Annotated in this window: 12 protein-coding genes; 6 read left to right on the top strand and 6 right to left on the bottom strand. The window is 38.8% G+C overall.

Annotated elements, in window-relative coordinates; all coding sequences use genetic code 11:
• Positions 1 to 15: 15 nt before the first annotated feature.
• The 6 genes from DY109_RS05505 (at position 16) to DY109_RS05530 (ending at position 7,723) form a co-directional block, all read left to right on the top strand.
• Complete coding sequence (locus DY109_RS05505) at positions 16 to 2,019, top strand: Na/Pi cotransporter family protein (RefSeq protein ID WP_023946079.1); 2,004 nt, start codon at positions 16 to 18, stop codon at positions 2,017 to 2,019.
• A 142-nt stretch (positions 2,020 to 2,161) separates the two neighbouring features.
• Entirely contained in the window at positions 2,162 to 4,216 is a 2,055-nt protein-coding gene (gene metG / locus DY109_RS05510; RefSeq protein ID WP_023946077.1) for a methionine--tRNA ligase, read from the top strand.
• Complete coding sequence (locus tag DY109_RS05515) at positions 4,216 to 5,250, top strand: hypothetical protein (RefSeq protein WP_023946076.1); 1,035 nt, start codon at positions 4,216 to 4,218, stop codon at positions 5,248 to 5,250. The genes metG and DY109_RS05515 overlap by 1 nt, the downstream gene beginning before the upstream one ends.
• Before the next feature lie 8 nt (positions 5,251 to 5,258).
• Complete coding sequence (cmoB, locus tag DY109_RS05520) at positions 5,259 to 6,143, top strand: tRNA 5-methoxyuridine(34)/uridine 5-oxyacetic acid(34) synthase CmoB (protein ID WP_023946074.1); 885 nt, start codon at positions 5,259 to 5,261, stop codon at positions 6,141 to 6,143.
• Positions 6,143 to 6,586, top strand: a complete 444-nt coding sequence (locus DY109_RS05525) for a hot dog fold protein HP0420 (RefSeq protein ID WP_023946072.1) — start codon at positions 6,143 to 6,145, stop codon at positions 6,584 to 6,586. Before cmoB ends, DY109_RS05525 begins: the two co-directional genes overlap by 1 nt.
• A complete protein-coding gene (locus DY109_RS05530) occupies positions 6,587 to 7,723 on the top strand; it encodes a glycosyltransferase (protein WP_023946070.1) in 1,137 nt (378 codons plus the stop codon). It abuts the gene before it with no gap.
• A 394-nt stretch (positions 7,724 to 8,117) separates the two neighbouring features.
• Here DY109_RS05530 and DY109_RS05540 read toward each other — a convergent pair whose 3' ends face one another.
• From DY109_RS05540 to DY109_RS05560, 6 genes are all read right to left on the bottom strand, one after another.
• On the bottom strand, positions 8,118 to 9,344 hold the full coding sequence (locus DY109_RS05540) for a glycosyltransferase family 61 protein (protein WP_244916656.1): 1,227 nt from the start codon (positions 9,342 to 9,344) through the stop codon (positions 8,118 to 8,120).
• Positions 9,301 to 9,462, bottom strand: coding sequence for a hypothetical protein (locus tag DY109_RS12015; RefSeq protein WP_244916657.1), 162 nt, complete (start codon positions 9,460 to 9,462; stop codon positions 9,301 to 9,303). The genes DY109_RS05540 and DY109_RS12015 overlap by 44 nt, the downstream gene beginning before the upstream one ends.
• Before the next feature lie 481 nt (positions 9,463 to 9,943).
• The gene (locus DY109_RS05545; RefSeq protein WP_023946057.1) at positions 9,944 to 12,139 is read right to left on the bottom strand and encodes an AAA family ATPase; all 2,196 of its coding nucleotides are present in this window, start codon (positions 12,137 to 12,139) and stop codon (positions 9,944 to 9,946) included.
• A 55-nt stretch (positions 12,140 to 12,194) separates the two neighbouring features.
• A complete protein-coding gene (locus DY109_RS05550) occupies positions 12,195 to 12,506 on the bottom strand; it encodes an ATP-dependent Clp protease adaptor ClpS (protein WP_023946055.1) in 312 nt (103 codons plus the stop codon).
• Between the two features lie 115 nt (positions 12,507 to 12,621).
• Positions 12,622 to 13,086 carry a DUF4149 domain-containing protein gene (locus DY109_RS05555; RefSeq protein WP_023946053.1) on the bottom strand — a complete coding sequence of 155 codons (465 nt, stop codon included), beginning with the start codon at positions 13,084 to 13,086 and terminating at the stop codon, positions 12,622 to 12,624.
• Positions 13,087 to 13,610: 524 nt separating this feature from the next.
• Positions 13,611 to 14,984 carry a hypothetical protein gene (locus DY109_RS05560; protein ID WP_115737814.1) on the bottom strand — a complete coding sequence of 458 codons (1,374 nt, stop codon included), beginning with the start codon at positions 14,982 to 14,984 and terminating at the stop codon, positions 13,611 to 13,613.
• Positions 14,985 to 15,005: the final 21 nt, after the last annotated feature.

Below are 15,005 nucleotides of genomic sequence, written 5' to 3' on the forward strand. Positions count from 1 at the left end.
GCAAAAAGGGGAAATATGTTTAAAAAATTCAAAACAGAACTCTATACTTATTACAAAATGTCAATCCTTGCGTTTTTGTCTATCGCGGGGATTATTTTGATGGGACAGAATCAAGTCGCCCAAAATGTGCTCTCTGGACTTGCGATTTTTTTATTAGGTATGCTTTTTTTAGAAGATGGATTCCGCGGGTTTAGCGGTGGATTTCTTGAGCGCGTGCTAAAAAAGCTCTCAAATACGCGAGTCAAAAGCATTTTCTTTGGACTTATCACAACTGCTATTATGCAAAGCTCATCATTAGTTACCATTCTCACGCTCTCATTTCTCTCTGCCTCGCTTGTGAGCTTGGGGCAGGCTTTGGGGATTGTATTTGGCGCAAATATCGGCTCAACGACAAGCGGCTGGATCATCGCTGGAATTGGCGTCAAAATCAATGTCTCCGCACTAGGATTGCCACTTATCACTTTGGGGGTTTTGCTTCTTTTTGCCAAAAACAAAAATCTCAAATCGCTTGGCTATATTTTGGCGGGCATTGGGTTTTTTTTCTTAGGTATTTCATATATCAAAACCGGCTTTGAAGGATATAGCAATGCCTTTAGCCTCAATGCCATTGGATTTAATAAAGCCATTACTTTTGCTATTTTCTTTTTTACCGGAATCCTCATCACTTCAATCGTGCAATCAAGCTTTGCTACGCTTACAATTATTATCCTAGCACTCAACGCCCAAAGCATAAGCTATAATGACGCGCTCGCACTTGTGATAGGCACAAATGTCGGAGGCGTGGTAACAGCACTCATTGCCTCAATCTCATCAAGTGTAGATGGCAAAAGACTTGCTGTTGGCAATACAATTTTTAATTTCATCATCGCGGTGGTGTGTATTATCTTTCTTCCTGTTTTCAAAGAAATTGTCGAATTACTCGCGTCATTATTTGGCTTTGCAGAAGATGATTATGCGATAAAAATCGCGCTTTTTCACACAAGCTACAATATCATCGCAGTTTTGCTTATCTCGCCTTTTATTCCTGTGTTTGAGAAATTTTTGAACTCATTTATTACAAGCTCACAAAATGACTCTGATAAGCCACAATACCTTGATCTCAATCTTATCCCCTATCAAAATACCGCCAAAGAAGCCTTGCAAGAGGAGCTTACGCATTTATTTGATAATACAATCCTCATTCTTAGCACAATCATTGGCTGTGATAAAAAGCAGATTCTAGATTCTACACTTACAAAAGAGCAACTCTCCAAAAACCAAGTCTCCATTAGCGATGAGGATCTTGAAGAGCTTTATACCAAAAAAATCAAAAATATCTTTAATGCAATTATTGATTTTTCAACGCATTTGCGCGCAAGCTATGATGATGTAATATTTGGCGAAGAGATTGGCGAGCTCCAAAAAGCCTCACGCGATTTGGCTGAAGCGACAAAGAATCTTAAAATCATCAAATCAAATCTCATCAACAATACCCACTCAAATAATCCATTCCTCAAAGAGCAATGCTTAAATATTAAATTTTTGCTCGCCCATACAATCTCCCAGCTCAATGCGATGCGAAATCTGCCTGCTGATGAATTTCAGCACGAAATAAAAAAGCTCAAAAAATCACTCAAAACCAAAGATAAACACTCCATTGATGATGTGCAAGAATTACTCAAAGAGTGCAAAATCACTCCAGCAGAGGCGACTTCTATCCTTAATGATATAGCTTTCAGCATAAAATCCCTAAAAGAAATCGCTTCTGCGGCACTCTCTATCTCAAAAAGCCACACCATAGAATCTAAAACAAAATCCACAGAATCCAAAGCGCAACCTCAAGCACAATCTATGCAATCCTCCATAGATTCTACACAAATAGATTCTGCTAATCCTGCTAATCTCGCGCAAAATCAAGCAAATCACGATAGCAAGCAAGATGACAGGCACGATGATAAGCACGATAATACACACAACACAGAATCTACAATAGAATCTACAACAAAGCCGACACAAAAACCAAACCCCAAAGAATCCTAAATCGCAGAATTTAAAAATTGTAGAATCCTTAAGCCAAATTTTTTTATAATCTCGCAATTTTTTTATGGATTCTCTTTTATGAATTCTATTTTCTAAGGATTCTGTTTAAGATTCTTAACACACACCACCATAAAGGATCATTATGAAAGCATTTATTTCTACGCCTATTTATTATGTCAATGATATTCCGCATATCGGGCATGCTTATACGACAATCATCGCTGATATGCTGAAAAAATATAAATGGCTTCATAATCAAGAAGTGTTTTTGCTTACAGGCACAGATGAGCACGGACAAAAAATCGAGCAATCCGCAAAAGCCAAAGGCAAATCACCGCAAGCCTATACTGATGAAATCAGCCAAGTATTTCGCAATCTTTGGGATTATTTTGGCATTGACTATGATTATTTTATCCGCACGACAGATTCTTATCACAAAGACGCGGTGGCTAAGGTTTTTGAGGTGATGTGTGAGAATGGAGATATTTATCTGGGCGAATATGAGGGCGATTATTGCGTGAGTTGTGAGAGCTTTTTTACAAATGTCAAAGATGGTATATGCCCTGATTGTGCTGGAAATAAGCCACTTAGTAAAATCAAAGAAGAGAGCTACTTTTTCGCACTTAGTCGCTATCAAGATCGCCTATTGCAATGGTATGGAGAAAATGAAAACATTATCCTTCCACAGCACAAAAAAAACGAAGTGATCGCATTTATCCAAAGCGGGCTTACTGATCTCTCCATATCGCGCACAAGCTTTGAATGGGGTGTGCCACTTAGACATATCCTTAGCAATGGCAAAAGCGATAAAAAACATATCGCGTATGTATGGCTTGATGCGTTGTTTAATTATTTGAGTGCGCTTGGATTTAATGGCGAAAAAAACAGCACAAATTGGAAAATGGAGTATTGGCAAAACGCCACACATATTGTAGGAAAGGATATTTTACGCTTTCATGCAGTGTATTGGCCTGCGTTTTTGATGAGTCTTAATCTCCCATTACCAAAGCATATTTACGCGCATGGCTGGTGGATGCGCGATGGACAAAAAATGAGTAAAAGTATCGGCAATGTGATTAATCCAAAAGAATTTGCTGATGCCTATGGCATAGAGGCATTGCGGTATTATCTTTTGCGTGAGGCGTCATTTGGGCAAGATGGCGACTTCAGCCAAAAAGGCTTGGTTGAGCGCATTAATAGCGAGCTTGGCAATGAGCTTGGCAATCTGCTTAATCGCTTGCTTGGTATGAGCGAAAAATACACACAACTCACCATAGAATCAAGCGATTTTGAGAGCATTTATCCGCTAGAATCAAAGCATATTAATGAGATTTTTCAATCTATCCACATCAAAATGGATTCTATGCAAATCAATCTCTATATACAAGATATTTGGAAAGCTCTAAGTTTGGGTAATGCAAGTATCACAAAATATGAGCCTTGGAATCTTTATAAGCTTGGCAAAATCAAAGAAATCAACGCGCTTTTGGCACTCAATGCAAATCTCTTGCTTAAAGCTAGCCTTTGTCTCTATCCTATCATGCCTCAAACCGCCAAAAATATAGCACTTGCATTTGGGCAGACTATCTCGCCAAAGCTCTATAATGCACTCATTCAAAATGCGCAATCTCTTTTTGCTTTGTCTTTGCAAAAAATCCCTCCGCTTTTTCCAAAAATAGAAGCACTCCTAATCCCAGAATCTCACACTTTAGAATCCCAAAATAATGTAGATTCTAGCGCACCAAAATCTAAAATAATGGAATCTAAAATAGCAGAATCTGAAGAATCCAAATCCACAGAATCCAAAGCGCACGCAAGCGCGACTACAAATACGACTGCAAACACTCTTGCAAACACTTTTGATGGTATCGCACTTATTGATATAGCGGATTTTAGCAAGATTGACATTCGTGTAGGTGAGATTCTAAGCGCAGAGCCTGTGCCAAAATCTACCAAACTCTTAAAGCTCCAAATTGATCTAGGCGAGAGAGAATCTCGAACTATTCTCTCTGGAATCGCGCAATTTTACACACCACAAGAGCTTTTGCACACACAAGTTTGTGTGATAGCTAATCTCAAGCCCGCAAAAATCATGGGTCAATACAGCTATGGAATGATACTTGCTAGCAAAGATGAATATGGACTATCTCTCCTAAGGATAGACAAAAAACATCAAAATGGGAGCAAAGTAAGCTAGTGAAAATCAAAGAAGCCGTAGAAATTATATGTGGCACATCGATAAATTCTCCAGCGATAGGGTCATTTAGCGGGTTTGCAACAAAGCTTGAAGATGTCAAACGCGGATTTTTATTTTTTGCCAAAAATCCAAATGAAATCAATGCCGCGATAAAAGCCGGTGCGTTTGGTATTGTGTTTGATAGCTTTGTGCAAATGGAAGATGGCGAAATCGCATGGATCAAAGTCGCTTCGATAGAGGATTCAATCATTCGCCTCACGCGATACAAGCTTTTGAGTGAAAACATTCAAGTTTTTTATGTTAATGCCTATCAATACGCAATCGCCCAAAATATCATCACTTCTGATGATACTGCACTCTTTGATGACAATCCCTCTAAACTTTTGGAATTGCTTGAAAAAAAGCACCCAACAAAAATCATCATCAAAAACCAAACTCTGCTTGATTTTGTGCTTGAATACACCCCTTGCGTGATCCTAGAAAAGCTACCATTTGATATAAGCAATCCTTCTTCGTTATTTGAGCCTAAATTCTACTACAAGCTTAATTTATATCAGACTCCATTGCCTGAAGTGTTTTTGCCAGATCTTGGGGCGGTGATTGAGATGTGCGTCAATGCAAATATTGAATTTAATCTTAATAATTTTGAAGTGATTTCCTCTCTCTTGCCACTCTCGCTCAATCAAGAAGCCAAAATCCTACCATTTGGGCAAAGTCCGCATGTGGCTATCCCTACAAATGACAAAGAGATATTTTTGCGATACGCGCTTATCTTTCATAAGCACGCCAAATGGGGCAAGGTGCTGTTTTTGGTCCCAAAGATTCTCCAAGAGCAAAATCTTGATCTCTATGATCTGTATGAAGCGCGCATAGGTAAAAAGCTAGAATCCATACAATATAATGTCGCCAATGAGCTTCCTCATCTTTTGCGAAGCCATGCGTATAATTTTGGGCTTATTTTTGGTATAGGGCTTGAGGGCTTGCAATTTATCCTAAATCAACAAAAGCCAATCCCAGATCCGACACTTTTTTAGGGGTTATTTTGAAGATTTTGCAATCTAAAAACATTGCTCCATTATGGCAACAAATCACACAAATGGATACTTTTATCAAAAAAGGCGCAGGGCAGTTTATCTATGACAAAGGTATCCACATCTCACTTCCCAAAAACCAAACACCAGAGACACAACACAAAATCTATACCCTAGCCACACAGCTTAAATCATGGCGAAAAGGACCTTTTTATATCGATGAGCTTTATATTGATAGCGAATGGCAGAGCTTTATCAAATGGGATTTTTTAAGTCCATTTCTAAACCTAGAAAACGCCAATATCGCCGATGTGGGGTGCAATAATGGATTTTATATGTTTGCTATACATACACAATCGCCAAAAAGTATCACAGGATTTGATCCAAGTGCCTTATGCTATTGTCAATTCCACTTCATCAATCACTTCTTAGATTTGCCTTTGCGTTATGAGCTTTTGGGCGTGCAAGATCTAGAATCTAAAGCATTCAAAGAAGCATTTGATGTGATTTTTTGCTTAGGGGTGCTCTATCATCGCACTGATGTATTTGCCACACTCAAATCACTTGCAAGCGCGCTTAGACGGAATGGAATCTTGATTTTGGATACACTTATTTTTGAATCAGATCTTGAGATTGCGCTTTGCCCCACGCAAACTTATGCTAAAATGCGTAATGTTTATTTGATCCCATCGATTAAAGCTATTGAGGGCTGGTTTGAGCGATGTGGGTTTTGTGATGTAAAGCTATTAGGCATTATCCCGACTACAACAAACGAGCAAAGAAAAACACCATGGATAGATTCTCTAAGCCTTGAGTCGTTTTTGGATTCTAGTGGCAAAACAATCGAGGGCTATCCACCGCCAAAAAGAGCGTATTTCAAAGTAAGGAGAAAATAATGGACGAAGAAGAAGGTTTCATTAGACATTCTGCTGATGATAGAGTCGTTGGCTTAAAGATCAATTCAAATTATTGTGGCGATATTGCGTCCTTGCAAAAAGATAAAGCCGAGATTATCCTCACAACGCACGAGGATATGGAGGTAGATTCTGGTATCACACATACTGGATTTATCCATTCAGCAGCGAGTTTTGCGGCACTTTGTGCGATCAATAAAAAACACTCAATCATCATCGGCGCAGATGTCAAATACCTAGCTCCCATTGAGACAAACCAAAAAGTCATCTTCAAAGCAAAAACCTTGCAAAACGATATGCGTAAATGCGAGATCAAAGTTGAGGGCTTTATTTTGGATATAAAAATTTTTGATGGCTTGTTTTATATTGTTGTGTTTGACAAAAAGCTTTTCAAACTCAAACTCAAAGAAGGCAAGGAAATATAAATGACAATCGTGCTTGTTGTCGATAGTTTTGCTGACAAAAGCAATGGCACTTCAATGACTGCTGCGAGATTCTATGAAGCACTCAAAGCGCGCGGGCATACTGTGCGCGTGGTCGCGCCTTATGTCAAGGGTAGTGATTTTTTTGCGCTCAAAGAGCGATATATTCCGCTTGTTACAGAGATTTCTCACAAGCAGCATATGATTTTTGGAAAGCCTGATAAAAATGTGCTAAGAGAGGCATTTAGCGGAGCAGACATCGTGCATTTGTATTTGCCATTTCAGCTTGAGCAAGTCGCACTCAAAGTCGCAAAAGAGATGAAAATCCCCTATCTTGCCGCATTTCACCTTCAGCCTGAACATATCACTTATAATATCTCTTTGCAGAATCTAGCCTTTCTTAATCGCTTTATTTTTTGGCTTTTTAAAGTGCGCTTTTATCATCAAGTCTTTCATATCCACTGCCCTTCAGCCCTTATCAAAAACGAGCTAGAAAAGGCGAAATTTAAGGGCGAAAAATTTGTGATTTCTAATGGATTTGATCCGCGATTTAAGCCCGCTTCTACACCGCCAAAAGATGATGGATTTATCCATATTACTATGGTTGGACGTTATTCCAAAGAAAAGCGACAAGACCTCATCATTAAAGCAATCGCCAAAAACCCCTACAAAGACAAAATCAAACTCCACCTAAAAGGCATAGGACCGCTAGAATCTAGCCTCAAAAGACAAGCTAAAATCTTGCCAAATGAAGTGGATTTTGGGTTTGTAACGCCTGATGAGCTACTCAAAGTCTTGCACGCCACGCATATCTATATCCACGCTGCTGATGTCGAGGGCGAGGCGATCGCTTGCCTAGAGGCGATAAGCTGTGGCATTGTACCAATCATTTCGGATTCTAAAATCTCTGCGACAAATCAGTTCGCACTTGATGCTCGCTCGCTTTTTAAAGCCGGCGATAGTGATGATTTGAGTGAGAAAATCAGCTATTGGATAGAGCATGGAGATGAGCGAGCAAAATCCTCAAGCCTCTATGCCAAATCCGCACAAAACTACACCCTAGAATCCACAATCACCAAAACCGAGCAGATGTATAAACAAGTCGTTGAATTTTTCAGAGGGGTTTATGCAGAGGCATAATCAAGAATGATTACTAACCTAAAAGATTCTAGATTTTTATTTTCATCAGAATCTAAATCCTCTCTTTTTGCAGATTGTTTTGTTTGGCTTGTCTTGTGTTATTTGACAACGCACGCAAAGTGCGACTCATTTGGTTTTATCTTGTGCCAAAGCTTTCAAAACTACAAAAATAAGCTAAAAATAGAGAATTTCTTGCGCCCTTTTGTGTTGGCATAGAATTTAGAATCTAAAAGTGGATTTTTATGGATTGCCACGCAAGGATAAACCTTGCTCGCAATTGAGGGGGCAGGTTTGTCATTGCGAGACTTCCGCTAGGAAGTCGTGGCAATCTATAAAAAGAATCCACTTATTTGTGGTAGATTCTTTAGTGATTTTGTGCTTATTATTGCGCCTTTTACATTGACTCGGGAGTAGATTCTAGAATCTGCAATGCCCTTTTAAGCTTATGTGGCGGAAGATAGACATTTTCTTGCTGTGGGTGCATGGAAATATCACGCGTTTGCCCTACGATATAGTGATAATCGCATTGTCTTGCAAGAAGTGTGAATTGTGGATTGCAGTCATGATAATATTGAGAAAATATCTCAAGCACCTTGATGCCTTTTTTGGCAAACAACGCGTTATTAAGCCCAGAGCCATGCATACTTGCGATAATCTTTGCGGAAGCAAAAAACTGCATTTGCTCTTTGAGACTTAGAGCATCAGGCAAAATAATCTCATATCCAAAGCTCTCAAAAATCTCCTCTACTTCATGGAGGTTTTCTATATTGCGATTAGAAGCAGCTGGGCGCGTGAGGAAAAGCTTTTTTTCTGCAGGGATTTGCGCGAGATTTGGGAATAGGCTCTCATACATATCATAGATATACAGAGGCAAGATAAATGAACGGAAGTGCATATATTGGCGGTATTCGATGATCTCATAATCAGATATTGGTGTATGGATAATGAGTTCTTTGGCGTGGAGGAGTTGCTTTGAGCTTGTGGGGATAATGCGCTCTTTTGGGATCTTAAGAAGCTCATACATTTGCGCTTGAAATGGGGTATTAAGCGGAAGGACATAAAAATCAGGTGTGATATTAGCAAGCTTAAGCTGGTAGAATCCACCCATAACATCGCGAATAAAGTGTCCATATCCATCTTCAGTGCATCGATGCAATATTGCGATAGAGCACTCTTTTTGCTTGCAAAATAGCGCATCTTTGTAGAATTTGAGCCATTTTTTGAGACGACTTAAACGAAAGTTTAAAGCGGCTAATTTGCCTCGATATAAATCTTTGCTTTGAGTGGTAGGATCTAGTGGATGACGAAAAGATGAGTAAGAAATCAACGCTTTTTTGCTCTTTGTCCATACGCTTTCATCATTTGTATAAGCATAGGCATGAGGCAAGGTTCTGACTTTGCACTCTAGCGTCTCGTGGGTATATGGACGAAAAAAATAATGAATATTTCCGAAAATATCAGCGAAATTTGGATTTTTGCCTAACATTTTGGTATCTGCATAAGGCTGATTTGTGGTTGCGTTTTCTGTAGTTGTATTGTTTTGAATCTTATGTTCTAGAACTTTGTTTTCTAGAATCTTATTTCCTTGCCCCCCCCCCCTTAATGGCATTATTAGCGACATTATCAAGCTTTTTTATACCAGAGGCTTTGACAAGCACAGATTCTTGTGGATAGACCAAAAACTCTTGTGTGATTTCTCCATCTTGCTTTGCTTGCGCGTATGTGGTTGTTTGAAACATCTGTGTCCTTTGGGCTTTGAATTTGTCTTAAGACAAAGCTACTATCTTAATATACTTAAACTTGAATATCACTTAAGTTGTTTGGATTTTGCTTGAGTTTGGAATATTGAATTTACCAGAATCTAGTTGTAGAGCAAATCTAGATTCTCTTTTGCTTCGTTGCTTTGTGTCTTGCAATGACAAACACGTCCCCTCAATTGCGAGCAAAATTTTCAAATTTTGCGTGGCAATCTATAAAATCCACTTTTAGATTCTATGCAAACACAAAAAGAGCATTAAGAAATTCTAGATTTTAAGATGAGTTTGCAAGGGTTTGCAAGGGTTTGCAAGGGTTTGCAAGGGTTTGCAAGGGTTTGATAGATTGTGAAGTTTTGAGCGAGGAAATAGAACTTATAGTTCATTGACGAAGCGAAAAACAAACTCGCAGCTCAAATCGCTTAAAAGTTAGAGTTTAGATTCTATGTAAATTAGAATCTAAACTCTAGGATTTTTGCGTAAGTGTAAAACCTTTACTACTATATTTTATCAAAATCTCGCCGCCATTATCGAGCTTGCCTTCAATGATAAGATCGCTAAGTTTTGTTTTTATCTCGCTATCGATGAGCTTTTTTATCTCTCTTGCGCCAAGCGCGCTTTCAAAGCAATGTGAGGCGATTTGATTGAGCGCACGAGAATTTAGCGTGAGCTTGATTTTTCGTTTGGCTAGATCAGCATTGAGATCGTTTATAATTTTTTTGGCGATGAGTTTGAATTCGTTTTTGCCTAATGGATTGAATTGAATAATACTATCAAGTCGCCCTCGAAACTCCGGACTAAAGATGTCTTTGAGCGCATTATCTCTACGCAATGACTCATCTTTGGCAAAGCCTATGGTGCTACTTTCTTTGCTTCCGACATTTGAAGTGAGAATGAGGATTACATTATTAAATCGTGCGACATTTCCCATATTGTCAGTTAAAGTCGCATTATCCATAACCTGCAATAAAATATTATAAATATCGCTATGGGCTTTTTCTATCTCATCAAGCACAAGCACGCAATGCGGATTTTTGCGGATTTTATCAACTAAGATTCCGCCATTTTCATAGCCTACATAGCCCGCAGGTGCGCCTATGAGAGTGGCTACGCTGTGAGGTTGGGAGTATTCGCTCATATCAAACCGCACAAAGCTCATACCAAGACTATTTGCAAGCTCTTTGGCAAGCTCTGTTTTGCCCACACCACTAGGACCGCTAAACAAAAAGCTTCCGATTGGGTGGTGCAATTCTTTGAGGTTGGTTTTGGCGATTTTTATGGCTTTGACGACTTTTGAGATCGCTTCATCTTGTGCGAAAATCCGCGATTTAAGTTTGGATTCTAGGCTTTTGAGTAAAGCCCTCTCATCAGAATTGACTTGAGATTTTGGAATATGATAGATTCTAGCAACAATGTGCTCTATATAGTCTTTTGTGATGATGTTTTGCTCTTTTGATGATGTGTTGTTTTGGGGTGATTTGAGTGCGAAATTTGCCCCGACTTCGTCCATAAGATCGATTGCTTTATCTGGCAAAAATTTATCATTAATATAGCGATTTGCCAAATCGAGACAAGTCTCAATCGCCAAATCATCATACACGACATTATGATACTTTTCATACAAGGGTTTGAGGGCTTTTAGGATATGCAAGCAAGTCTCTAGGCTTGGTTCTTTGATGTTAATCGTGCTAAATCTTCTTTGCAGGGCTTTGTCTTTGTCAAAAGTGGCTTTGTATTCGCTAAATGTGCTCGCGCCGATACATCTTATCGATCCATTTGCAAGTGCTGGTTTGAGGAGGTTTGAGGCGTCCATACTGCTTCCTGAAGTCGCGCCCGCTCCGACTAAAGTGTGAATCTCATCGATAAAAATTATAGATTCTTCAATCTCTTCGATTTCTTTGAGGATTGTTTTGAGTCGTTTTTCAAAGTCGCCACGATACTTGCTTCCGGCGATGAGTGCGCCAAGATCAAGCGCATAGATTTTGGCATTTTGAAGCTTTGGCGGGACTTTTTGCTGCGTGATTGCAAGTGCTAATCCTTCGACAATCGCGGTTTTGCCAACGCCAGGCTCTCCTAGCAAGATAGGGTTGTTTTTTTTGCGCCGACACAAAATCTCACATACCCGCTCAATCTCGCTATCTCGCCCGATGAGCGGATCGATTTTTCCTTCTTTTGCAAGTGCGGTGAGATCTTTGGAAAATTGCGCTAATAAGCCACCTTTTGGGGCTGTTTTTTGGGTTTGTTTTGTTTCGCTTGGAATGTTTTGTAAAATATCAAGTTTGGCGATAGTTGAGGCTTTGAGGAGTTTGGCAAGGTAGCTTTCTTTCTCCTCAAGTGCAAACACCAAAAAATCCCAAAATTCGATGTTTTTCGCCCCTGAAGAGTCAGCATGATGAATCATGAGTGAAAATACCCTATCAAGTGCTAGGGTTTGCTTTGGAAGCGAGATTTCACTATTTGTCGGAATATATTTGATGATGTATTGTTTTGTGAGATGTTCGAGCTGCGCGATATTTGCACCACAATTTTCTAAAAACTCCTTTGCCATCGGGTGCTCAAGTAGGCTTAAGAAAATGTGCTCGATTGTTAGATATTCATGTCTGTATTCTCTTGCAATCTCGACAGAGCGGTTGATGATACTTGTGAATGTTTGGCTAATCATTTTATATCGCTTATTTTTGATTTAGTTTTTTAATTTTTCATTTTTAATGAGATTCTCATTCGATAGATTCTGAATACACTTTAAGCGGAAATTGTGCTTTTTGCGCGGCGTTAATGGTTTCTTGGATTTTTATCTCGGCTATGTCATAGGGGTAGATTCCGCAAGTCCCTCGTCCTGTTTTATGCACATCAAGGGTGATTTTCACCGCTTCATTGTGGCTTTTTGCAAAGATAGTCTGCAAAATCTCAATCACAAAATCCATTGTAGTGTAATTATCATTCAAAAGCACGACACGCGCCATTTTTGGAGTTTGAAGGAGGAGATCGGATTGAATATCAAATTCTTGCTGAGTGCTAGAATGAGGCATATTATTCTCCTTAAAACTAAAAGTGAATCCAAATTGTAACCAAAAAATCTAAAAATTTGTCTATTTTGGATTCCACACAAAGAAATCTTTATGTGGATTATATGGATTAGGGTGGTTATTTATTGCATTTTTGTGGTGCGAAATTCAAGAAAAAAAGCACCAACTGCGCTATACAAAGAAGTTTCATCGTCCATTCGCTTGCCTTATGCATCATTGTAAATTTTTGGCTTGCTATGGCTTCTGCACCCATGGCTTGAGCGTCTAAAATATAGGCTGTGAAGTAAAAATGAAAAACAAGAGCAAGTATGAAAATGATACACGAAAGAATGATTTTTGAATACTTCATCTTTGGGGTGCTTTTGGCAAGCACCTCATATATCGCATTTAGCAAAGTGATAGCGACCAAAACCCAGCCAAATTTATAAAAAATTACGCCCATGATAAGTCCGCTTTGAAATATATCAAGACTCACAGCCTCGCTCGGATAAAAAATAGCCTTTGCCACGACAATGCCTAAAAATAACTCAATGCCAATGATCCCGCCAAGTAACAGCAGATGAATCGCTCTAAATGCACGCATAATGCATCCTTTATTTTGAGATTAAGTATTATATTCTTTTTTGGCTTAAATGCGATTGCAATTAAAATAATTTTTGAGAAATAAAGATAGAATCTAGAATCTGTGTTGTCGTCGTGAGCGACTAAGAAGGGTGCGGTAATCCAGAATCTGGAAATAAAAAAGTGGATTCTTAAGATTGCCACACTTAGCTTCTGCCTCGCTCGCAATGACAAGCCTACTCCATCATTGCGAGGACGATAGGACGAAGCAATCTAGTCAAAATAGATTGCCACAGCCCTAAAGGGCTTCGCAATGACAAAAAAAAATGATAGATTCTAGTAGAATCTATGCAAACACAAGTGAGCGTGTAAAAAATCCTCTATTTTTAGCAGATTTTAGGGTTGTGTAGAAATTTTAGACAAGCAAAAACACAAAAAAGCGTAACATTAAGCGTTCATTGTAGGTTTGCAGGCTAAAAATTTCAAACTCCCTGAAATGTGGTAAAAAGAGAGGATTTAGATTCTCTATAAATTAGATTTTAGAATCTAGCTTCTCACTTTTTCTGTCCTCATCGTGTATAAAAACGCGATAAATCCAAGCAAAGCAACAATGCTTAAAGGCAAAACCAAAGACATATAACGCGTCTCATTTACTGGGGTAAATAACGCTATAAAGAGTGCGCTAAAAAAGCTTGCAAAACTCACGCTAAAAGTAAATACAAGCAAGGCATTACGAAAGCGCTTCAAACAGAGCAAAATACTAGAAATAAGCAATAAAATAGTCCCCATGCTTACGCCATAGATATGATTAAATCGCGGAAGATTTGCATAAAGCGCAGAATAGATTCTCTCTTGTAATGGCGAGAGTGTAATATTTTTTTCGTTTTCTGGAAAGTCCTGCACTATTTGTGCATGCCAAGGATGAGAGCCTTTATCTTGGAGACCTTGAGCATTAAATATCCAGCCTGGATTTTGTATCCACATCGCTTTGATAAATCGCAATTCATGGTGGAGGAAGTTTTTGGGATATTTAAGGATTGCTTGAATCCACATTGTGTGGAGTCCTTTGAGGCGCTCATGCTTAAACACACGTTCATTTTCATTCCACCAAGGCACATTGAGCACATCGGCGCTGGTTGGATATTTTTGGTAGGCATTTTTGACATCTTCAAAGGTTTTGTTTGGCATATACCATTCAGGCTTAAAGCAACTCTCATTATTTGCGCTCACGCAAGCCCCAGCTATTTGGTGCAAAAATGTGGGATTTGTAGGATAGGCTACTCCGTGTGAGAGGAGCTTAGGGATAATGATTACAATGCTTAAAGCAAGTATCGCGCTCGCACAAAGAAGGGCGATATACTTTTTGACAAAGGCTTTATGGCTTAAATCTCGTCCTTGCAGATAGATATAGCAAATCACAAAAAACGCCGGAAATACACTAAAAATCGCATTATGTCGCCACAAAAGTGCAAAAAACATAATGATAAAAACACATATCCATAATGCTGTTGTAAGGGCTTTTGAGCGGAGATTGACAAGTAAGAGAAACAAAATCATACTATACATACAAAATAACATCATAGGTAGCGAAAAGCTATGGTATTGCACGAAATTTTGAAAATATATATTGCCAATACCACTTATCAAAATAAGTGCGATCGCAAGTATCGGGGCTTTGAATCGTAGATAAAACCCTGCCATAAGGAAAAATATCCCACAATAAAAAGGAATGAGATTAAACAAAAATAGATAATACAAATGCTTGCCAAAAATAATATAGAGAAATTGCAAAACATAAGAGATAAATACAGGATGCCAATTTGATTTGATAAGAGCGATGGAATAATAAGTGTCTCCGATGATGTGATACCCCGGAAATCCAAGCCAAAAAGTAAATCCACACACAAAAGCGCACAGCAAAAATGCGCCAATAAGAAAGTA

This window comes from Helicobacter fennelliae, assembly GCF_900451005.1.
Lineage (GTDB): Bacteria > Campylobacterota > Campylobacteria > Campylobacterales > Helicobacteraceae > Helicobacter_B > Helicobacter_B fennelliae.

Excerpts from the sequence above, each read along its gene's own strand:
- metG (WP_023946077.1), top strand. The coding sequence starts at position 2,162 with ATGAAAGCATTTATTTCTACGCCTATTTATTATGTCAATGATATTCCG.
- DY109_RS05505 (WP_023946079.1), top strand. The coding sequence starts at position 16 with ATGTTTAAAAAATTCAAAACAGAACTCTATACTTATTACAAAATGTCA.
- DY109_RS05540 (WP_244916656.1), bottom strand. The coding sequence starts at position 9,344 with ATGTCGCTAATAATGCCATTAAGGGGGGGGGGGCAAGGAAATAAGATT.
- DY109_RS05550 (WP_023946055.1), bottom strand. The coding sequence starts at position 12,506 with ATGCCTCATTCTAGCACTCAGCAAGAATTTGATATTCAATCCGATCTC.
- DY109_RS12015 (WP_244916657.1), bottom strand. The coding sequence starts at position 9,462 with ATGTTTCAAACAACCACATACGCGCAAGCAAAGCAAGATGGAGAAATC.
- DY109_RS05555 (WP_023946053.1), bottom strand. The coding sequence starts at position 13,086 with ATGCGTGCATTTAGAGCGATTCATCTGCTGTTACTTGGCGGGATCATT.
- DY109_RS05530 (WP_023946070.1), top strand. The coding sequence starts at position 6,587 with ATGACAATCGTGCTTGTTGTCGATAGTTTTGCTGACAAAAGCAATGGC.
- DY109_RS05545 (WP_023946057.1), bottom strand. The coding sequence starts at position 12,139 with ATGATTAGCCAAACATTCACAAGTATCATCAACCGCTCTGTCGAGATT.
- DY109_RS05525 (WP_023946072.1), top strand. The coding sequence starts at position 6,143 with ATGGACGAAGAAGAAGGTTTCATTAGACATTCTGCTGATGATAGAGTC.